This is a genomic window from Hydrogenophaga sedimenti, from assembly GCF_051857515.1.
Classification (GTDB): Bacteria; Pseudomonadota; Gammaproteobacteria; order Burkholderiales; family Burkholderiaceae_C; genus Hydrogenophaga.
The window spans coordinates 309,190-329,206 of sequence record NZ_JBPZHA010000002.1 but is presented as its reverse complement, the minus strand read 5'-3'; the positions used below and the strand labels follow the sequence as shown (position 1 = coordinate 329,206).

The following is a 20,017-nucleotide window of genomic DNA, read 5'->3' as shown; positions in this document are numbered from 1 at the left end:
GCACCTTCACCCTGCTGTTCACAACTTCCCTACAAACCGGAGTGACCGATGAAAATGAATTCCCTGAAACTGGCCGTGATGTCTCTGGGTGCCGTGGCCGCCCTGACCAGCCTGCCCGCACACGCCGGCAAGACGCTGGACGCCATCAAGAGCCGTGGTCAGGTCATCTGCGGCGTCAACACCGGCCTGGCCGGCTTCTCGCAAGCCGATGCCAGCGGCAACTGGACCGGCCTGGACGCCGACTATTGCAAGGCACTGGCCGCCGCCGTGCTGAGCGATCCCACCAAGGTCAAGTGGGTGCCGCTGAATGCCCAGCAACGCTTCACGGCGCTGCAGTCCGGCGAGGTCGACGTGCTCTCTCGCAACACCACCAACACACTCACCCGCGACGCTTCGCTGGGCCTGAGTTTCGTGGGCGTGAACTACTACGACGGCCAGGGCTTCCTGGTGCCCAAGGGCAAGATCACCAGCGCCAAGCAGCTCAAGGGCGCCACGGTCTGCGTGCAGTCCGGCACCACGACCGAGAAGAACCTGACCGACTACTCGCGCGCCAACAAGCTCAACATCAAGCCCGTGGTGTTCGAGAAGCTCGAAGCCTCCACCGGCGCCTACTTCTCCGGCCGCTGCCAGGCCTACACGACCGACGCCTCCGGCCTGGCCTCGACCCGCGCCAAGGAAGCCAAGGACCCCGCAGCCCACGTGATCCTGCCCGAGCTGATCTCCAAGGAACCGCTGGGCCCGATGGTGCGCCGTGGTGACGACGAGTGGTTCGCGATCACCAAATGGGTGCTCAACGGCCTGATCGAAGCCGAGGAATACGGCATCACGGCCGCCAACGTGGAAGAGATGAAGAAGAGCACCGACCCGCAAGTCGGTCGCATGCTGGGTTCCACCGAAGACCTGGGCAAGCTCCTGGGTCTGGACAAGGAGTGGCTGGCCCGCTCGATCAAGGCCGTCGGCAACTACGGCGAGATCTTCGAGCGCAACGTCGGTCCGAAGACCCCGCTGAACCTGCCGCGCGGCAAGAACGCGCTGTGGAGCAACGGCGGCTTCCTGTACGCCCCGCCCCTGCGCTGATCTTTCTCCACCTTCGTGGATGAACACTGGCACAAGCGGCCTGTGGAAGGAATTCCCCAGGTGCTTGTGCCGGTTTTTTTACGCCTCTTGAATCCTGAATCGGGACCGACGTCATGAACACAAGTCCGATGATCGAAGCGCGGCCGCAACCCGGCCGGCGCCGCCGATCCATTTCCTGGAACAGCCGAGAAGGACGCGGTGTCCTCTACCAGATCATCGCCATCCTTTCGGTGGTCGGCTTCGTGGCACTGCTGGTGCGCAACACGCTGGCCAACATGCGCGAGCGCGGCATCCAGAGCGGCTACGACTTCCTCAGCGAACCGTTCGGCTTCGACGTCAGTGAGACGCTCATTCCGTACGACGTGATGAGCAACTACTGGACAGCGTTTTCCATCGGCCTGCTCAACACCCTGAAGGTGGCCATCGTCGGCATCGTGCTCGCGACCATCCTGGGCACCCTGGTCGGCGTGGGTCGCTTCTCCGGGAACTACCTGCTGCGCAAGATCTGCTACTGGTACGTCGAGTTCTTCCGCAACGTGCCGGTGTACCTGCAACTGCTGATCTGGTACATCGTGTTCACCGAGGTGCTGCCGGCCTATGAAGACGCCTGGCAGTTCGGCCATTTTTTCCTCAGCAAGAACGGCTTCTCGTTTCCCTGGCCCGAGTGGCACACCGGCCAGAGCCTGGCGCTGACGGGTGGGGCGGCGGGCTTGTTCGCGGCCTGGTTCTACAGCCGCATGGCGCGCCGGCACTTCGACCAGACCGGACAGCAACGCCCTGTCTTCCTGGTCAACCTCGCACTCGTTGTCGGCCTGTCGCTGCTGGGCTGGCTGCTCGGCGGCGCACCGACCACCTGGAGCCTGCCGACCCGTGGTGACTTCCAGATCGAAAACGGCGCGGCCGTCACGCCCGAGTTCATGGCCCTGCTGATCGGCCTGGTGTTCTACACCGCGTCCTTCATTGCCGAAATCGTGCGCTCGGGCATCGCCTCGGTCTCTCTCGGTCAGCACGAAGCCTCGGCATCGCTGGGTCTGAGCAAGCGCCAGTCGATGCGGCTGGTGGTGCTGCCACAGGCGCTGCGCGTGATCATTCCGCCGCTCACCAGCCAGTACCTGAACCTGACCAAGAACTCGTCGCTGGCGGTGGCCATCGGCTATCCCGATCTGGTATCGATCGCGCAGACCTCGCTCAACCAGACCGGTCGTGCCATCGAGGCGCTGTCGATCGTGATGGCGGTCTACCTGACGCTGTCCCTGATCACCTCGGCGCTGATGAACTGGTTCAACGCCAGTGCGGCGATCCGCGAACGTTGAGGAGCGCACCATGAACCAAGCCACTTTTCAACCGATCTCGCCGCGCCCGATGCCGGGCAATTCCACCGGGGCCAGCGCCTGGCTCAGGACCAACCTGTTCTCGACACCGCTCAACAGCCTGATGACGCTGGCTCTGCTGAGCGTGGCACTGTTCGCGCTCTACCACGCGCTGAACTGGACCGTGGTGCACGCCGTGTTCGGTGCCAACCTCGAAGCGTGCAACAGCGTGCGCGGCGTTGGCGCCTGCTGGGGCGTGGTGTCCGAAAAGGGACGCCAGATTGTCATGGGCCGCTACCCGCTGGTCGAACACTGGCGGCCGGTGATCGCCACCGCGCTGATGCTGGCGGTGGTGGCCGCCAGCTGCATGCCGCGTTTCTGGAACCGGATGCTGCCGATGATCTGGGCCGTGATGCTGGTCGTGTACTTCACGCTCATGAAGGGCGGCGTGCTGGGCCTGACCGAGGTGCCCACCGACCAGTGGGGCGGCCTGCCGCTGACCGTGATGCTCACGGTGATCTCGATGACGATGGCCTTCCCGCTGGCGATCCTGGTCGCGCTGGGGCGCCGCTCGACCATGCCGGCGATCAAGACCCTGTGCACGCTCTATGTCGAGCTGATCCGCGGCGTGCCGCTGATCACGTTGCTGTTCATGGCCTCGTTCATGCTGCCGCTGTTCATGCCGCAGGGCGTGAGCATCGACGTGCTGATCCGCGTCGTGGTCGGCATCACGCTGTTCTCGGCCGCCTACATGGCCGAGGTGGTGCGCGGCGGCCTGCAGGCGCTGCCCAAGGGCCAGACCGAAGCGGCCGCCACACTGGGCCTGACCTACTGGCAGACGCAACGCAAGATCGTGCTGCCGCAGGCCCTGTCGCTGGTGGTGCCTTCGCTGATGAACACCTTCATCGGCATGTTCAAGGACACCTCGCTGGTGACCATCGTCTCGCTGTACGAGCTGACCGGCGCGCTGGCGCTGGCGCTGAACTCCGACGCCGACTGGCGCCCGTTCAAGCTTGAGGCGTACTTCTTCATCACCCTGATCTATTTCACGTTCTGCTTTGCGATGTCGCGCTACTCCCTGTGGGTCGAGCAGCGCACATCGGTGAGCAAGGTGCGTTGAACTCCCGACCCCGACAAGAAAGACTTTCACCATGAGCCAAGCAGAAGCTCCCATCATCCACTTCGAAAACGTCAACAAGTGGTACGCCAGCAATGGCTACCACGTGCTGCGCGACGTCAACCTGGAATTCGCCAAGGGCGAGAAGGTCGTGATCTGCGGTCCCTCGGGGTCGGGCAAGTCGACCCTGATCCGCTGCGTCAACGCGCTGGAGGAATACCAGCAGGGCAAGCTCACGGTCGACGGCACCGTGATCGGCGACGACCTCAAGGGCATCGACAAGGTGCGGCGCGAGGTCGGCATGGTGTTCCAGCAGTTCAACCTGTTCCCGCACCTGACCGTGCTGGAAAACCTGATCCTCTCGCCGACCTGGGTGGCGAAGATGCCGCGCAACGAAGCGATCGAGAAGGCGATGCACCAGCTCGAGCGCGTGCGCATCGCCGAACACGCCAACAAGTACCCGCTGCAACTCTCCGGCGGTCAGCAGCAGCGCGTGGCGATCGCCCGCGCGCTGTGCCTCAAGCCCAAGATCATGCTGTTCGACGAGCCGACCTCGGCGCTCGACCCGGAGATGATCAAGGAGGTGCTGGACGTGATGATCGGGCTGGCCGACCAGGGCATGACCATGCTCTGCGTGACCCACGAGATGGGTTTCGCCAAGGCCGTGGCCGACCGCGTGATCTTCATGGACCAGGGCCAGGTGGTCGAGCAGAACACCCCCGAGGAGTTCTTCAACCACCCGCAGAACGAACGCAGCAAGGACTTCCTGTCCAAAATCCTGGGCCACTGAAACAGGAGCACGGTCATGACGCAGGACAACTTCCGGGAACGGCTCGGGACACTGCAGCAGGCGCTGGACGGTCTGCGCAGCGGCGCGCTGTCGCCGCACGCGTTTTCTGCCGCCGCGCGCAGCGAGGCGGCCTTGCTGGCCGCCTTGCCACCGCGCTACGGCGAGGTGCTCAACGGCCTGCTCGACCGGCTGGAGAGCAGCGCGCTGTTTGCCGAAGAAAGCTGCTCGTTCAGCCAGAGCGACCTGGCCGACAGCGTGCAGCTGTGGATCGACAAGGCGGGCGCCTGCCTGTCCGCCCGCTGAGCCGCCACCGCAACAGCCACGGGTCGCACCCGGCCTGAACTTTTGATCGCCGGGCGTATCATTCCCTCCATGCGTCGCTGGTTCGTCCTCTTCCTGATCGTGCTGCTGCCCTGGCGGGCCTGGGCCGGTGACGCCATGACGCTGACGGCGCCCGCGGCGCCCGCGGCACCAGCGACCGCCGTCGCCCACTGCGCCGACCATGCCATGCAGGCCGCGCCGCAATCCCTCGCCGACCACGACAACGATCCCGCCCAGGCGGACGGCGCCGTTCCCCATGCGGTCTGCGACATCTGCAACGGTCCTGCGCTCGCTGCGGCACCACTGTTGCCGGTGGCACAGCATCCGCTGCCGCCGGCGCGCCAGAGCACCGGCCCGGTGCGTTTCGCCAGCGCCCTCCCCCGCGCAGGCCACAAGCCCCCCATCGCCTGAACTTCCCTACCCGTGGTGCGTCCGCGCGGCCCTGCCGTGCGCGTGCACCGGTCCGTGAAGTCAGGAGATACACATGGTTCCATTGAAATGGGCCTGGCCTGCCATCGTGGCACTGGCCAGCCTGCCGCCCGTCTGGGCGGCCCCCGACACGCCGTCGGACGACACCCTGCGGTGGCGCGAACGCATCGAGCGCGTTGGGGAATTCCCCCGCGGGCATGCCGACATCGTCCGCTGGGAAAGCCGGCACCTCCCTGCAGAAGTGCCCTCCGCGGGCCAAGCAGCACCGCTGCCGGTCGACGAAGCGGTGCGCCTGGCCCTGGGGCAACACCCGGAACTGCTCGGCCCGGCCGACCCCAATCCGGTCCGGGCACGGGAGCAGGATCTGGCCCGGCTCACGCTGGCTTTCCGCACCCGGCAGGCCTGGCTGGACGCGGTGCTGATGGGCGAATCCCTGCGGTTGCAGAAGGCCCGCAGCGAGGTGGCGGAGGTCGGGGCCGAGCTGGGCCAGCGCATGGTGAACGCCGGCAACTGGAGCCTGGCCCGCGGTCTGCGGGAGCAGATCACGCAGGCCCGCGAGCGGTTGGCCCTGCTGCAGGCGCAGCAGGCCGAGCGCTCGGCCCGGGAAACACTGGCGCGCCTGATCGGGGCCGCGGATGGCCGCGCACCGGCCGACCTTGCCGGCCGCCTGCCGCCCCGGTTGCCCGAGGCCCCCTCCGCCGTGGCCGAGCCCATGCCCTCCGACCCCGAAGCGCTGGTCCTCGAGGCCGACACGGCCCTGGCACAGCAACGGATCGAGGCCGAGCGGTTGCGCCCGTCCGTGTCCGCCGCGCGCCTGGCACAACAACAGCGCGCCGCTGAACAGGCCCTGGCCGTCCTGGTCGGGCCCGGCGGGCCAGCCGCCCGCCCCGGCCTGTCCGGGCCGCCATCCATGCCGCGCGACCCGGCGGCGGCCGAGGTGGTCGAGGCCCAGGCGGCATGGCAACGAAACACCGCCGAGCGCCGCTCCCAGGCCCGCGAGGCCTGGGGCCGGCTGCAGGACCAGCATGCGATGGCCCGGGAGACGGCATCGGTCCTGCTGCCCTTGCTGACGGCGCAGCAACAGGAGACCCAGCTGCGCTACAACGGCATGCTCCAGAGCACCTGGGACCTGCTGGAGGCCACGCGCGAACGCCTCGCGGCCACCAGAGATGCCGCGCAGGCGCGCCACGGTTACTGGAGCGCGCTGCTGGACTGGCAGCTGCTGAGCGCGGGCGGCCCCCATCGCGCCAGCGACAACACCTCTTCGACCCCGTCGGCCACCGACGGCGCCCCCGCCAAGGACCACTGACATGCAACGACGCCACTTTTTCACCGGTGCCGCCGCGGCGGTCGCCACGGCCAGCGTGGGCCGCGCGGCGCTGGCCGCCATCCCCGAAGCCATCGGACAGACCTCGGCCGACACCGCCCCGCCCTGGATGCCCCCCGGCGTCACGGGCGCCGGTCGCCCATACCAACCCGTGGTCACGCTCAACGGCTGGACCCTGCCCTGGCGCATGAACGACGGCGTCAAGGAATTCCACCTGGTCGCCGAGCCCGTGGTGCGCGAGATGGCCCCCGGCTTCCGCGTCAACATGTGGGGCTACAACGGCCAGAGCCCGGGCCCGACCATCGAGGTGGTCGAGGGCGACCGGGTGCGCCTCTATGTGACCAACCGCCTGCCCGAGCACACGACCGTCCACTGGCACGGCCAGCGCCTGCCGGCCGGCATGGACGGCGTCGGCGGGCTGACCCAGCCGCAGATCCCGCCCGGCAAGACCTTCGTCTACGAGTTCGTCGCGCGCCGCCCCGGCACCTTCATGTACCACCCGCACGCCGACGAAATGACGCAGATGGCGATGGGCATGATGGGCCTGTGGATCACCCATCCGAAAGGACGGCACCCGCTGATCGCCGACGTGCAGCGCGACTACTGCTTCCTGCTCAGCGCCTTCGACGTCGAGCCCGGCAGCCGCACGCCGCAGGTCAACACCATGCTCGACTTCAACCTCTGGAGCTGGAACAGCCGCGTCTTTCCCGGCATCAGCCCGATGGTGGCGCGACTGGGCGAACGGGTGCGGCTGCGCATCGGCAACCTGACCATGACCAACCACCCGATCCACCTCCACGGCATGGAGTTCGAGGTCACCGGCACCGACGGCGGCCCGGTCCCGAAAACCGCGCGCTGGCCCGAGGTCACGACCGACCTCGGCGTCGGCCAGATGCGGCAGATCGAGTTCGTCGCCGACGAGCCCGGCGACTGGTCGATCCACTGCCACAAGAGCCACCACACCATGGGCGCGATGGGTCACGCGGTGCCGACCATGATCGGCGTCGACCACCGCGGCCTGGTGCAGAAGATCCAGCGCCACACGCCCGACTACATGGTCATGGGTGAGCGCGGCATGGCCGACATGGGGGAAATGCAGATGGAACTGCCGGCCAACACCTTCCCCATGATGACCGGCACCGGCCCTTTCGGTCCGATCGAGATGGGCGGGATGTTCAGCACAATCAAGGTGCGCGCCGACCAGAAACCCGGCGACTACAGCGACCCGGGCTGGTACAACATTCCGGCGGGCACCCAGGCCCGCGAGGTGCCCACACCCGCGCAGGCCACACGGGCGCCGTCCTCTGCGGCATCCTCCAATCCTGCCAGCACCCCGGCCGACGCCAGTGCGCGCAAACCGGGCCCGGCACATAACCACTGAGCATCCACATGACCCCGACACCCACCCGCCGCCGCACCGCGCTGCGCCACCTGCTGGCCCTGGCCACCCCGGCGCTGCTGCCCCTGTCCGCCCTCGCCCACGGCGATGCCCACCCCAAGGCCACCGACGCCGAGGTCGTGCGCGAGCAGAAGCCCTGGGGCATTGGCGCCGCAACCGCCGAAGCCACGCGACGCATCGACATCCGCATGGGCGACGACATGCGCTTCACCCCTTCGCACATCGAGGTGCGCGAAGGCGAGACCGTGCGTCTGCGCATCGCCAACCGCGGCAAGACGCTGCACGAGCTCGTGCTCGGCACCAGCGAAGAACTGCAGGCCCATGCGGAACTGATGAAGAAGCACCCGGGCATGCAGCACGACGAGCCCTACATGGCCCATGTGTCGCCGCGCCAGCGCGGCGACATCACCTGGACCTTCAACCGGCCCGGCGACTTCGAGTTCGCCTGCCTGATCCCGGGCCACTTCGAAGCCGGCATGCGCGGCACCCTGCGCGTGATCCCCAGGCCCTGATCCCATCCCAAGGAGCACACCATGCAACGACGTTCCCTGCTCATCGGCGCGACCACCCTGCTGGGCGCCACCACCCTGGCGGCCCGCGCCGCCACCCCCACCGCGGCCCTGCCCGTGGCCCAGGTCTGGAAGGACCCCAGCTGCGGCTGCTGCAAGGACTGGATCACCCACCTGCAGCGCGAAGGCTTCCAGACCCAGCTGTTCGAGACTGGCAACGCCGCGGTCCGCCAGCGGCTGGGCCTGCCGGAAAAATACGGCTCCTGCCACACCGCCCGGATCGGCAGCTACGTGATCGAAGGCCACGTGCCCGCGGCCGACATCCGCCGCCTGCTGGCCGAGCAGCCCAAGGCGCTCGGCCTGGCCGTGCCGGGCATGCCGGTGGGCAGCCCCGGCATGGACGGACCGGAGTACGGCGGCCGCAAGGACCCGTTCGACGTGCTGCTGGTGATGGCCGATGGCAGCAGCCGTGTCTACCGTTCCTATTTCCGCAGCTGATTCCGGAGGTCCCCCGATGCAACACATCCGCACCCTGCTCGCCACGACCGGCCTGCTGGCCACGCTGGCCACCATGGCCCCCCCGGTGCTGGCCCAGAACACGGCGGCACCCGCCGCCCCGGCCGCCACCTCGCCCCTGCCCCAGGTCGACGCCGAGATCCGCAAGATCGACACCGCGGCCGGCAAGGTCACGCTGCGGCACGGCGACATTCCGAACCTCGACATGCCCGGGATGACCATGGTGTTCCAGGTCAAGGACCCGGCACAGCTGGCGGACCTGAAGGTCGGCGACAAGGTCCGCTTCCGGGCCGACCGGATCAAGGGGGCCTACACCGCGGTCGACATCGTTCCAGCGCCCTGACCGCTGGCCCGGGACGCCCCCTGTTGGCCCGGGCGCCCATGCTAAGGTAGCGCAATGCCCCACAACATCCGCTACACCCTGCTGTCGCTGCGGGACCTGCTGGCGTCGCTCGGACCGTTCGCGCTGCTGACCCTGCTGCTGCTGGCGCTGGCCTACTGGTGGCTCGACCCCAACCCGCCCAAGCGCGTGGTGCTTGCCACCGGACCGGCGCAGAGCGCCTACGACGAGTTCGGCAAACGCTACGCGCAGTCGCTGGCGCGCTACGGCATCCAGGTCGAACTGCTGCCCTCTCAGGGCTCGTCGGCCAATCTCGAACTGCTGCGCACCGGCAAGGCCGATCTGGGCTTCGTGCAGGGCGGCAGCGCCGACATCGGCTACGACGACGAAGAGGCCATCACCTCGCTGGGCAGCCTGTTCGTCGAGCCGCTGTGGCTGTTCTACCGCGAGGACGCGGCGATGCGCCTGAAGCAGCGTCCGGTCATCCAGTCGCTCAGCGACCTGGCCGGCTGGCGCGTCAATGTCGGCACCCCCGGCAGCGGTGTGCCACGCCTGTTCTCGACCCTGCTGGACGTCAACCGCATCGACCGCCAGCAATTGCAGCTGAGCGAGCTGGAACAGACACCCGCCACGGTCGCGTTCCTCGACGGCCAGATCGACGCCGTGGTGTTCGCCTCGGCGCCCGAATCGCTGATGGTGCAGATGCTGCTGCAGTCGCCGGGCGTGCGCCTGCTGGACTTCACGCAGAGCGAGGCCTACTCGCGCCGCTTCGGCTACCTCACGCCGGTCGTGATGCCGCAGGGCGTGGTCGACCTCTCGAAGAACATCCCCGAGCGCGACATGCACCTGGTCGCCTCGACCACCAGCCTGCTGGCCGGTGCCAAGACCCACCCCGCCATCCTGCAGCTGTTCGCGCAGTCGGCGACCGGCCTGCACAGCGGCGGCAGCTGGTTCAACCGGGCGCGCGAGTACCCGAGCCTGGAGCACAGCGAGGTGCCGATCTCGCCGGAGGCGGTGCGCGCGATCAAGAGCGGCCCGCCCTTCCTGCAGCGCTACCTGCCGTTCTGGCTGGCCAACCTGGTCGAGCGCATGTGGCTGGCGATGGGCCTGATCCTGGCGCTGGCGTTGCCGCTCTCGCGCGTGGTGCCGCCGCTCTACACCTTCCGCATCCGTTCGCGCGTGTTCCGCTGGTACGCCGAGCTGCGCAGCATCGAGCAGCGTTTCACCGACACCAGCGAGGCACCACCGCCTGTCGGCGAACTGCTGGAACAGCTCGATCAGCTTGAGTCGCGCGTGGAACAGGTCGTGGTGCCGCTGTCCTACACCGACGAGCTGTACGCGCTGCGCAGCAACATCGGGCTGGTGCGCAAGAAGCTGCTGCGCAAGGGCTGAACGCCCACCGCGCCGGCCCCGTTCAGCCCAGCTTGCCCGAGTTGACCCAGGCCAGGCGGGCCACGGCCGCCAGTGCCTCGTCGACCACGCCCTGCTCGGCCACCACGCGCAGGCGACCCAGGGCGGTGAGGCGGTCCATGCCGTGGCGCGTCAGGGACACCGGGCGCCCATCTGCGGTGGCAAACAGGAACATGGTGCGGTGGGGACTGGCCCAGCGCAGCTGGCAGCGCTGGCTCTGCTGGGCCTGCTGCAACTCCACCCAGGCGCCGACCGACAGGGTTTCCGCCACCTGCAGCTCGGCGGACATCGGTACCGTGTCGAGGAAATCGGGCTCGATCAGCTGGGTGTCGATGAAGCCCGATGCGCTGGCCTCGCTGCCGTGCAGCCAGGGTTCGCGCGGCGCGTCGGACGAGCGCCGCAGCGACGAGTTGATGAAGTCTTCGCTGCGGTGCGTCTTGTAGGCCGCTTCGTGCAGGCCCATCAGCATCTGGAAGATCGACTCGGCCTGCGCCCGGGGAAAGTCGATCGTGTCCAGCCCTTCGCGCAGCGTGCGCAGCACCAGCGGGATGACCCGGATCAGCCGCGGCCGGTTCTGGCTGGCCTGCGACAGCTGGCAGGACCACAGCAGGTCTCCGAGGATGTCCATGTAGCGCAGCGCGGGCGCATCCTGCTCGCTGGGCAGTTCGGCCAGCAGCGGGGCATCACCCAGCATTTCCACATGCAGCCGCGCGTGGGCGATCACCTGTGCCCAGGGACCGACGAGAAAACGCCGGACCAGCGCGGGCGCCCGCGCAAAGTCCGGACGCGACCGGATCTCGCTGGCGACGCGTTCGGCCAGCAGGTGGCGCTGCTCGACGCGCACCAGGGTCTGCATCGCCGTGCCATCTTCGGGCGGACCGAAACTCGCCAGCCGGCGCATGCGCTCGGCAAAGCGTTCGGGCAGACCGGCCGACGGTGTCTGCAGCGACTGCACCGTCAGCTGCACCTGGAGAGCGAAATCGGCGAAACCCGTGTCCTGCTCGCTGGAGAAGGCCAGGCCGCGCGCCGTGATCACCTCCAGCAGCCGGCGCGCCGGGTTGTTGCGGTCGGCAAAGAAGCGCGGATCGGTCTTGGCCAGGTGCAGCAGCGCGGGCTTGAGCTGCAGCACCAGATCGCGCACCGGTTCCAGCAGGCGGCGGTCGTCGGCGATGCTGCGCAGCATCTGCGCCACCACCTCGCCCGCCAGGGTGCGCACCATGGCGTTGCCCGAACCCGAAGTGCCCTGGTCGGACACACCCGAACCGCTGTGCGCGAGATTGCCCACCAGCAGCTGGTGCAGGTGGTCCAGCGTCAGCACCAGCGGCTGCCCGTCCGCCTCGTTGGCGATCGCGGCGGCACCGCGGTTGGCTGCCGCCACGCCACGCGGCACCGTCACCGGCACCACCACGAAGCCGGCCGGCTGCACGCCCTGCAGTTCCAGCCGCTGAATCAGGCCGCCATAGAAACCTTTGAGCGCCTGCCCCAGCGCCACCGCGCCGGCGTGGAACCAGCGCTGGCGCGAGGCGTCGTCGACATTGAGCTGCACCAGCGCCGTCGTCAGCGATTCGACCACCACCTCGGGCCGCAGGGGGTTGGCTTCGGGACGCACGCTGCGCAGGCCCTGGGCCGCGCTCAGCAGGGCCGTCAGCACGATCAGGTCGTCGTCCACCGCCAGCTTGATCACCTGGTGCAGCCGGGCGAGCTCGACCGAAGCCTGCACCTGCCCATGGTCCATGAGCTCCAGGTCGTGCAGGCTGAGCATCTTCTGCGCGGACGAGCGTGAGCCCGAGGCGGCGCGGCCTTCGCGGGCGATGTCGGCGCGGACCGCATCGGTGAAGGTCGCGTGCCAGCGCTGCGCCAGCCGTTCGCTGCAGGCGGCCAGCGCGGCACGGGCCTGGGCCTGTCCGCGCTTGCCCTGTGAGGTCGGCGTCAACACCTCCTGCTGCGACAGCGCGGCGCCCAGCTGGGCGACCCAGCGCGCCATCCATCCGCCCGAGAGCGAAAGAGCCTCCTGGAGGCAGGTGTCAAACGGCAGTTCGGCGCGGGCGTTCATGGCGGGGTGGGGTGCAAAGTCGGTCAGATGTCCGACGATTGTGTGCACCCGGCCCGGGCACAAAGCCCGGATCAGCCCCGGAAAAACGCCCAGTTCAGGGCTTCAGCAAGGCCTTCCAGCCTTCGGCGCCCAGCTCGCGCAAGGTGGTGATGTTGCGCTCGACGATCTTCTCGGCGTCGCCCGCGTCCGATGCGATGGCACGCTCCACGCTGTCCTCGCGCAGCAGGTGCAGCGTGGGGTACGGGGCGCGGTTGGTGAAGTGGCTGGGGTCGTTTTCCGCCTCGCCCTCGAACAGGAACTGCGGATGGAAGTTGGCCACCTGCACGATGCCTTCGAGCTCGTGCTCGACCACCACGTCGTCGACCACATTCATGAAGTCGTTGAAGACCTCGAAGTCGGGAAACAGCGTGGGGTGCACCAGCAGGGTCGTGTCGATCTCTTCGGCCGGCGTATTCACCAGCAGGTCCAGCTCGCGGTCGAGTTCGTCCAGGAACGCGTCCAGGTGCCGCGCGCGGCTGACCACGATGCGCACCTGGTTCTTCACGTACACCGAACGCGCGAACGGGCACAGGTTCAACCCGATCACCGCCTTCTCGATCCAGCGGCGGGTGTCGGCCAAGACGGTGTCGTCAGAGAGTTCCATGATACAGAGAAAGAAGGGAAGTTGGTCCAGAGTGCCGCGGGTCCGGGTTTCCCGGCCCGCAGGCACTGCCCCCTTGAGGGGGTGAAGGCCCGAGCATCGGGCCGGCGCAGGGGTGGGACAGTCCTGCGCAGGGGGCGTCAAATGCTTTTGAAACGGGCTCTTTTCGGACGTGCGCCTTCTTCGCCCAGGCGCTTCTTCTTGTCGGCTTCGTACTCGGTGAAGTTGCCGTCGAAGAAGTACCACTGCGAGTTGCCTTCGCAGGCCAGGATGTGGGTGCAGATGCGGTCGAGGAACCAGCGGTCGTGCGAGATCACCATCGCCGAGCCGGCGAACTCCAGCAGCGCCTCTTCCAGCGCGCGCAGGGTTTCGACGTCCAGGTCGTTCGAGGGTTCGTCGAGCATCAGCACGTTGCCGCCCTGGGCCAGGGTCTTGGCCAGGTGCAGGCGGCCGCGCTCACCGCCCGAGAGGTTGCCCACCAGCTTCTGCTGGTCGTTGCCCTTGAAGTTGAAACGGCCGATGTAGGCGCGCGAGGGCATGACGAATTTGCCCACGGTGATGTTGTCCAGCCCGCCCGAGACGTCCTGCCACACGGTCTTGCTGCCGTCCAGGCTCTCGCGGCTCTGGTCCACGAAGGCCAGCTTGGCGGTCTGGCCAATGGTCACATCGCCCGAGTCCGGCGTCTCCACGCCCTGGATCATGCGGAACAGCGTCGACTTGCCGGCGCCGTTGGGGCCGATGATGCCGACGATGGCGCCCGGGGGCACCGAGAAGCTCAGGTTGTCGATCAGCACGCGGTCGCCGAAGGACTTGCTCACGCCCTTGAACTCGATCACCTGGTTGCCCAGGCGCTCGGCCACCGGAATGAAGATTTCGTTGGTCTCGTTGCGCTTCTGGTATTCGACGTCGCTCAGTTCCTCGAAGCGGGCCAGACGCGCCTTGCTCTTGGCCTGGCGGCCCTTGGCGTTGGAGCGCACCCACTTGAGCTCTTCCTTCATCGCCTTGGTGCGGGCGTCTTCGGACTTCTGCTCGGTCTCCAGGCGTCGTTCCTTCTGGTCCAGCCAGTCGGAGTAGTTGCCCTTCCACGGAATGCCGTGGCCGCGGTCAAGTTCGAGAATCCACTCGGCCGCGTTGTCCAGGAAGTAGCGATCGTGGGTGATGGCCACCACGGTGCCGGGGAAACGCTGCAGGAAGTGCTCCAGCCACTCGACCGATTCGGCGTCCAAGTGGTTGGTCGGTTCGTCGAGCAGCAGCATGTCGGGGCGCGAGAGCAGCAGGCGGCACAGGGCCACGCGGCGCTTTTCACCACCGGACAGGTTCTTGATGGTGGCGTCCCAGGGCGGCAGGTTCAGCGCGTCGGCGGCCAGTTCCAGCTGCAGGTCGGAGTTCTCGGAACCGCTGGCGGCGATGATGGCTTCGAGTTCGGCCTGCTCGGCGGCCAGGGCGTCGAAGTCGGCGTCTTCTTCGGCGTAGGCGGCGTACACCTCTTCCAGACGGGCCTTGGCCTTGAGCGCTCCGCCGATGCCCTCTTCCACCGCCTGGCGCACGGTCTGGTCGGGGTTGAGCTGCGGTTCCTGCGGCAGGTAGCCGATCTGGATGCCCGGCATGGCGATGGCTTCGCCCTCGATTTCCTTGTCGATGCCGGCCATGATCTTGAGCAGCGTAGACTTGCCCGAGCCGTTCAGCCCCAGCACGCCGATCTTGGCGCCAGGGAAGAAGCTGATGGAGACGTCCTTCAAGATCTGCCGCTTGGGCGGCACGGTCTTGGTGACTCGGTTCATGGAAAAGACGTATTGGGCCATGGCTGTGGGATCGCGGTTGTCCGGGGAAACGGGGCAAAAAGGAAAGTCGACGATTATCGCCCGGGGGGCGGTTCCTCGGGTTCGGGCGGCAAGGGCTTGTCGATGAGCGCCTGCACCGCAGGCGGCGTCATGCCGGCCTGCAGCCACTCGGGCATGGCCTCGCTGAGGTCCCACTGGGCCTGTTTGATCACCATCGCCAGCCCCCGGTACCAGAGGTGCATGCCCTGGCGGCTCAGGCGCAGCGACAGCGGACCCGCGCTGGTCTCGAAGTTCAGGGTCACGGTCTGGGCGGTCGCCTGCGTCGTGATCTGGGTGCACAGGCGCTCCTGCGGATCGGACTCCTCGCTGGGCTGCTCGTGGCCGGCCCGGATCTGGGCCGGCTTCTGCCCCGGCGCCACCTCGTGCAGCGACAGGTGGTGTTCGATCGAGGCCCGCGCCCGCGGCGCAGCACCCCCCTGCTGCCCGGGCGTCGAGGCCTCGAACACCCGCAGCATGGGGCCGACGATGTTGCGCACCATGCGCCGGGTCAGCCAGATGGTGATGTCCTGCTCGTGCACCCGCATCCAGACGCGGTCTTGTGAAGGGTGGTAGCCGAAGGTGGTGGTCACGCGGGAAAGTCCTTGTCGGGTGCGTCAGGGCGGTGAATCAAAAGGCGACGCATCGCCGCCGTCACCCTCCTGGGTGTTGCGCAGGGCCTGCTGGGCCACAGCGTCCAGCGCGCCCTCGACCACACCGCCGCGCGAGACGATGCGCAGCGAGTCGGCGCCGAGCAGCCGGTCGAAGGTGCGGCGGGTCATGGAATGGGCCAGGCCGCTGGCGGAAATGAACATGAACAGACCGCCGCGCGGGCTGGTCCAGGTGAGCTGGGCCCGGACCCATTCGCCCTGCACCTTCAGATCGACCCAGGCGCCGGTCGACAGCTCCATCTCGATCACGGTCAGGCCATCGAGCGACATCGGTCCGGTGTCGGCATCGACGAAACCCGCGTCTTCGGCCTCCTTGCCCGCCATCCAGAACGTCTCTTCCGGCGCCGCCGGACCCTCGGTCCCGCCGGCTTCCGCGACCGTGACTTCGGCCGCGGCCGGTTCGGCAACAACCGCATCCACCGCGGTCAGCGTCGGCGTGTCGAAGGCCTTTTCGTGCAGCGACACCAGGGCATCGAAGAACTGCCCCGTCGCCTCCAGCGGGTAGTCGATGCGCTGCAGGCCGGCGCGTATCTGCGACAGCAGGCGGGGCACCAGCCGCGCCAGACGATCGACGTCGCGGCGGATCAGCGTCGGCTGCACGCTCCAGAGCAGGTCGTCGGCCACCGTCTCCAGCGCCTCCGTGTCGTCACCGGGCACGACCGCCGACAGCTGGTATTCCGCCAGTGCCTGGGCCCAGGGGCCGGTCAGGAAGCGCTGCACGAATTCGGGCACCTCCTTGTCCTGCATGCGCTGCTGGAACTCCTGCGCCAGCCGTTCCGCCTGCAGCTGGCGTTGCTCGGCGTGCATCAGCGCCCGGGCGGCCTCGGCACGGCGCTGGTTCTTGCGCGCATCGTCCTCTTCCCAGCGCCGGCGCAGCCGCTTGTGCAGCCGTGCGAACACCTCTTCGGTGGCGGGCACGCGCGCCAGCGAACGCACCGCACCACGGACCGATTGCAGCAGGTCGGAAAAGCCGTCCTCATCCTGGCTCGTGAAGGCCAGGCTGCGCTGGGTGACGCTCTCCAGCAGCTGGCGCGCCGGGTGCTGCCGGTCGCTGAAAAAGCGCGGATCGTTCTGGGACAGGAGGGCCAGCGCCGGTTCGAGCAGGCCGAGCTGCTGCCGGATCGCGGGCAGCAGGCGCTCGTCCTGCGTCAGGTTGTCCAGCATCAGGCGCACCACCTCCTGGCCCAGCAAACGCCCCAGGCTCTGCCCGGAAACCACCGGCAGCTCGACCACATTGGCCTTCGCCGGATCGGGCGCGGCACGCTGGCGCAGACGCGCCAGCAGCGGCTCGATCATGTCCATGTCTTCGATCGCGGTCAGCGATGCCGGCACGGTGTGCAGGTAGGCCGGCCCGCCCTGCGGCGGCGCATTCAGGTCACCCGCCAGCAGCTGGCGCAGCCGGCCCAGCGTCAGCAGGGTGCGGCCGACCGCGTTGCGCGGCGCGCCGTCCGCGGGAGCGATCTGGGACGCGCTCTCGATCGGCTCCACGCCATGCGCCAGCAGCCACTGGATCAGCTCGCGATACACCGTGCGCAGGCTGTCGCCGAGAATGCCGGCCAGCGGCACGAACAGGGCCTTGCGCTGTTCGGTGTCGTCGACCTGCTCGACCATCACGGCGCGCAGCGCGCGCGCGTAAGCCGAGGGTTTGAGGGGGTTGAGGTCCGGCTGCACGGTCATCCAGCCCATCAGGCTGCTCACCAGCGCGTTCAGCCGCGGCAGCAGGTCGGACGTCGACTTGGTCAGCGCCTGCTCGACCATCGAGAACTCGATGCTGGCGTCGATGTGCTGGTCGTCCATCAGGCGAAGGTCGTCGAACCGCACGATCGACGGCGTCTCCGGGTCGCGCCCCTCGCCATGGAAAAAGAACCGCCGCAGGTGGTGCTGCCAGGCCGCCTTGATGACATCGGACTCGTCCAGCAGATGCAGGATCAGATCCTGGTCAATCGCCTCCAGCTCCATCGGCAGCGGCGTCAGCCGGTCCGGGTCGACGATCATCGCCACCTTTTCGAGCATCTCGTCGACCATGCTGTCGGCAATCGACAGGGCCGCCTCCAGGCAATGCTGCAGCGTGGGCTTGAGCCGGCTCGTGTCGTTGGCCACGCCGGCGCGGATCATTTTCGGGGTTGTCATTCGGGCTCTCGGACAGGTTTCGGGCCTTGCCTGGGTCGCGCGGCGCCGCTGGTCGAGGGCGGTTCACCATGCGCACCCCATTATGAAAGCAAGGCATCCGAAGCGACCCGGCCAGTGCGCCGGACGGTCGAAATGCAAGACGTGCGACAATATGGGCTGTTGCGCAGTATCAGTGGCTCGCAACACCAGCACCCCCGCTGGAGGCCCGTCGACCCGATTCTCGAGCCCGCCGGTCCATCTTGTAGACCCCGTCTGCCTTCAACTGAACGGCCACCCTAGGTGACCGCCCAGGCAGATGCCCCAGCGCCCTGGACGGGCGCCTCACCCATGAAATTTGACGATCTGAACCTGGCCCCGGCCATCGTGCAAGCTGTGCGCGAGCACGGTTACGAAACCCCCACCCCCATCCAGGTCGAGGCGATTCCCGCCGTCCTGGCCGGGCGCGACCTGCTTGGCGGCGCCCAGACCGGCACCGGCAAGACCGCGGCCTTCACGCTGCCCATGCTGCAGCGCCTCTCCGAAAGCACACGCGGCGCCAACCGCTTCGGCGGCATCGCGGTCCGCGCCCTGGTGCTCACCCCCACCCGCGAACTGGCGGCCCAGGTCGAAGAGTCGGTGCGCACCTACGGCAAGCACCTCTCGCTGACCTCCACCGTGATCTTCGGCGGTGTCGGCATGAACCCGCAGATCAACGCCATGAAGCGTGGCGTCGACATCCTGGTGGCCACGCCCGGCCGCCTGCTGGACTTGCAGCAGCAGGGCTTCCTGGACCTCTCGCAGGTGCAGATCCTGGTGCTCGACGAAGCCGACCGCATGCTGGACATGGGCTTCATCCACGACGTGAAGAAGGTGCTGGCCCTGCTGCCCAAGACCAAGCAGAGCCTGCTCTTCTCGGCCACCTTCAGCGACGAGATCCGCGACTTGGCCAACAACCTGCTCAAGGACCCGCTGAGCATCCAGGTCACGCCGCGCAACACCACGGTGCAGCGCATCACCCAGGTGATCCATCCGGTCGGCCGCGGCAAGAAGAAGGCCCTGCTGGTCCACATCATCAACAAGCACAACTGGAGCCAGGTGCTGGTGTTCACCCGCACCAAGTTCGGCGCCAACAACGTCGCCGAGTACCTGACCAAGAACGGCATCGAAGCGATGGCGCTGCACGGCAACAAGAGCCAGGGCGCCCGCACCCAGGCGCTGGCCGGCTTCAAGAGCGGCGAGATCCGTGCCCTGGTGGCCACCGACATCGCCGCCCGCGGCATCGACATCGACGAGCTGCCGCACGTGGTGAACTACGAAATCCCCAACGTCTGCGAAGACTATGTGCACCGCATCGGCCGCACAGGTCGCGCCGGCAAGAGCGGTGAAGCCGTCAACCTCGTGAGCCTGGACGAAGAAGGCTTCATGATGGACATCGAGCGCTTCACCAAGCAGGAGATTCCGGTCGAGATCTTCCAGGAGTTCATGCCCGAACCCGGCGAGAAGGCCGAGCCGATCGCCATGGGTCGCCAGACCATCTGGGGCGGCGCCGGCAAGCCGCCCAGCCGCGATGTCATGGCCGCCGCCGCCAAGGCCGCGCGCCAGGAAATGATGACCCGCATCCGCGAGAAGAAGGCCGATGGCAGCACCGGCAGCGGACGCGGCAACGGTGGTGGCAACCAGCCGCCGCGCCAGCGCTCTGCAGAAGCCGGTGACGGCCAGCCGCCCGCCGAGGGTCAGGGCGAAGGTCGCCGCCGCAACCGCAACCGCCGTGGCAGCGGTGGTGGCAACAGCCAGCCGCGTCAGGCCAATGCCAACACCAATGGCAACAACCAGCCGCGCCAGAACGACCGTCCGCCGCGCGCCCCGCGCGAGGACCGCTATGAGGGCGAGGACCGTCCCGAGCGCCAGCCCGGCCCGAACGCCCACCTGGGCAGCCTGCGCATCCGCGAGCCGCGCGCCCGCGTCGCCGCACCCGGCGGCCAGCCCGATCCACTGCGCACCAGCATCGATTCGATGCGCACCGGCAACCGCAACAAGGGCAAAGGCGGTGGTGGTGGACAGCGCGGAGGCAATGGCGGCGGTGGTGCCGACCCGCTGCGCACCAGCTACGGCCGCATCCGCTGAACACCAGGGCGGCGCGGCTGCGGGACCTTAAGCGACCGGTAAGTGACATTAAGTCGTC

At 68.0% G+C, this 20,017-nt stretch carries 18 protein-coding genes; 13 read left to right on the top strand and 5 right to left on the bottom strand.

Annotation, left to right across the window (positions count from 1 at the left end):
- Positions 1–48 precede the first annotated feature (48 nt).
- The 12 genes from ACS5NL_RS04235 to ACS5NL_RS04180 all read left to right on the top strand — a co-directional run bounded on the left by ACS5NL_RS04235 (position 49) and on the right by ACS5NL_RS04180 (position 10,527).
- Complete coding sequence (locus tag ACS5NL_RS04235) at positions 49–1,077, top strand: amino acid ABC transporter substrate-binding protein (protein ID WP_439352394.1); 1,029 nt, start codon at positions 49–51, stop codon at positions 1,075–1,077.
- A 113-nt stretch (positions 1,078–1,190) separates the two neighbouring features.
- Positions 1,191–2,390 (top strand): amino acid ABC transporter permease, encoded by a 1,200-nt coding sequence (locus tag ACS5NL_RS04230; RefSeq protein ID WP_439352393.1) that lies wholly within the window; start codon positions 1,191–1,193, stop codon positions 2,388–2,390.
- 10 nt (positions 2,391–2,400) lie between these two features.
- Positions 2,401–3,507, top strand: a complete 1,107-nt coding sequence (locus ACS5NL_RS04225) for an amino acid ABC transporter permease (RefSeq protein WP_439352392.1) — start codon at positions 2,401–2,403, stop codon at positions 3,505–3,507.
- Between the two features lie 31 nt (positions 3,508–3,538).
- Positions 3,539–4,294, top strand: coding sequence for an amino acid ABC transporter ATP-binding protein (locus ACS5NL_RS04220; protein WP_439352391.1), 756 nt, complete (start codon positions 3,539–3,541; stop codon positions 4,292–4,294).
- 15 nt (positions 4,295–4,309) lie between these two features.
- Positions 4,310–4,597: a hypothetical protein gene (locus ACS5NL_RS04215; RefSeq protein ID WP_439352390.1), complete on the top strand. Its 288-nt coding sequence runs from the start codon at positions 4,310–4,312 to the stop codon at positions 4,595–4,597.
- Positions 4,598–4,666: 69 nt separating this feature from the next.
- Positions 4,667–5,026 (top strand): DUF2946 family protein, encoded by a 360-nt coding sequence (locus tag ACS5NL_RS04210; protein WP_439352389.1) that lies wholly within the window; start codon positions 4,667–4,669, stop codon positions 5,024–5,026.
- A 73-nt stretch (positions 5,027–5,099) separates the two neighbouring features.
- A complete protein-coding gene (locus ACS5NL_RS04205) occupies positions 5,100–6,353 on the top strand; it encodes a TolC family protein (protein ID WP_439352388.1) in 1,254 nt (417 codons plus the stop codon).
- Position 6,354: 1 nt separating this feature from the next.
- Positions 6,355–7,752 (top strand): multicopper oxidase family protein, encoded by a 1,398-nt coding sequence (locus ACS5NL_RS04200; RefSeq protein WP_439352387.1) that lies wholly within the window; start codon positions 6,355–6,357, stop codon positions 7,750–7,752.
- 8 nt (positions 7,753–7,760) lie between these two features.
- Positions 7,761–8,282 (top strand): cupredoxin domain-containing protein, encoded by a 522-nt coding sequence (locus tag ACS5NL_RS04195; protein WP_439352386.1) that lies wholly within the window; start codon positions 7,761–7,763, stop codon positions 8,280–8,282.
- A 21-nt stretch (positions 8,283–8,303) separates the two neighbouring features.
- On the top strand, positions 8,304–8,777 hold the full coding sequence (locus ACS5NL_RS04190; RefSeq protein ID WP_439352385.1) for a DUF411 domain-containing protein: 474 nt from the start codon (positions 8,304–8,306) through the stop codon (positions 8,775–8,777).
- Between the two features lie 16 nt (positions 8,778–8,793).
- On the top strand, positions 8,794–9,138 hold the full coding sequence (locus ACS5NL_RS04185; protein ID WP_439352384.1) for a copper-binding protein: 345 nt from the start codon (positions 8,794–8,796) through the stop codon (positions 9,136–9,138).
- Between the two features lie 54 nt (positions 9,139–9,192).
- Positions 9,193–10,527 carry a TAXI family TRAP transporter solute-binding subunit gene (locus ACS5NL_RS04180; protein WP_439352383.1) on the top strand — a complete coding sequence of 445 codons (1,335 nt, stop codon included), beginning with the start codon at positions 9,193–9,195 and terminating at the stop codon, positions 10,525–10,527.
- A gap of 22 nt (positions 10,528–10,549) precedes the next feature.
- Here the strand turns inward: ACS5NL_RS04180 and ACS5NL_RS04175 are convergent, their stop codons facing one another.
- The 5 genes from ACS5NL_RS04175 to ACS5NL_RS04155 all read right to left on the bottom strand — a co-directional run bounded on the left by ACS5NL_RS04175 (position 10,550) and on the right by ACS5NL_RS04155 (position 17,856).
- Positions 10,550–12,598, bottom strand: a complete 2,049-nt coding sequence (locus tag ACS5NL_RS04175; RefSeq protein ID WP_439352382.1) for a DUF1631 family protein — start codon at positions 12,596–12,598, stop codon at positions 10,550–10,552.
- Between the two features lie 94 nt (positions 12,599–12,692).
- On the bottom strand, positions 12,693–13,241 hold the full coding sequence (locus ACS5NL_RS04170; RefSeq protein ID WP_439352381.1) for a DUF1415 domain-containing protein: 549 nt from the start codon (positions 13,239–13,241) through the stop codon (positions 12,693–12,695).
- Positions 13,242–13,378: 137 nt separating this feature from the next.
- Complete coding sequence (gene ettA / locus ACS5NL_RS04165) at positions 13,379–15,040, bottom strand: energy-dependent translational throttle protein EttA (RefSeq protein ID WP_439352380.1); 1,662 nt, start codon at positions 15,038–15,040, stop codon at positions 13,379–13,381.
- Positions 15,041–15,093: 53 nt separating this feature from the next.
- Positions 15,094–15,648 carry a hypothetical protein gene (locus ACS5NL_RS04160; protein WP_439352379.1) on the bottom strand — a complete coding sequence of 185 codons (555 nt, stop codon included), beginning with the start codon at positions 15,646–15,648 and terminating at the stop codon, positions 15,094–15,096.
- A gap of 24 nt (positions 15,649–15,672) precedes the next feature.
- Positions 15,673–17,856 (bottom strand): DUF1631 family protein, encoded by a 2,184-nt coding sequence (locus tag ACS5NL_RS04155; protein WP_439352378.1) that lies wholly within the window; start codon positions 17,854–17,856, stop codon positions 15,673–15,675.
- A gap of 327 nt (positions 17,857–18,183) precedes the next feature.
- Here ACS5NL_RS04155 and ACS5NL_RS04150 point away from each other — a divergent pair, with 327 nt between their 5' ends.
- The gene (locus ACS5NL_RS04150) at positions 18,184–19,959 is read left to right on the top strand and encodes a DEAD/DEAH box helicase (protein WP_439352377.1); all 1,776 of its coding nucleotides are present in this window, start codon (positions 18,184–18,186) and stop codon (positions 19,957–19,959) included.
- Positions 19,960–20,017 lie beyond the last annotated feature (58 nt).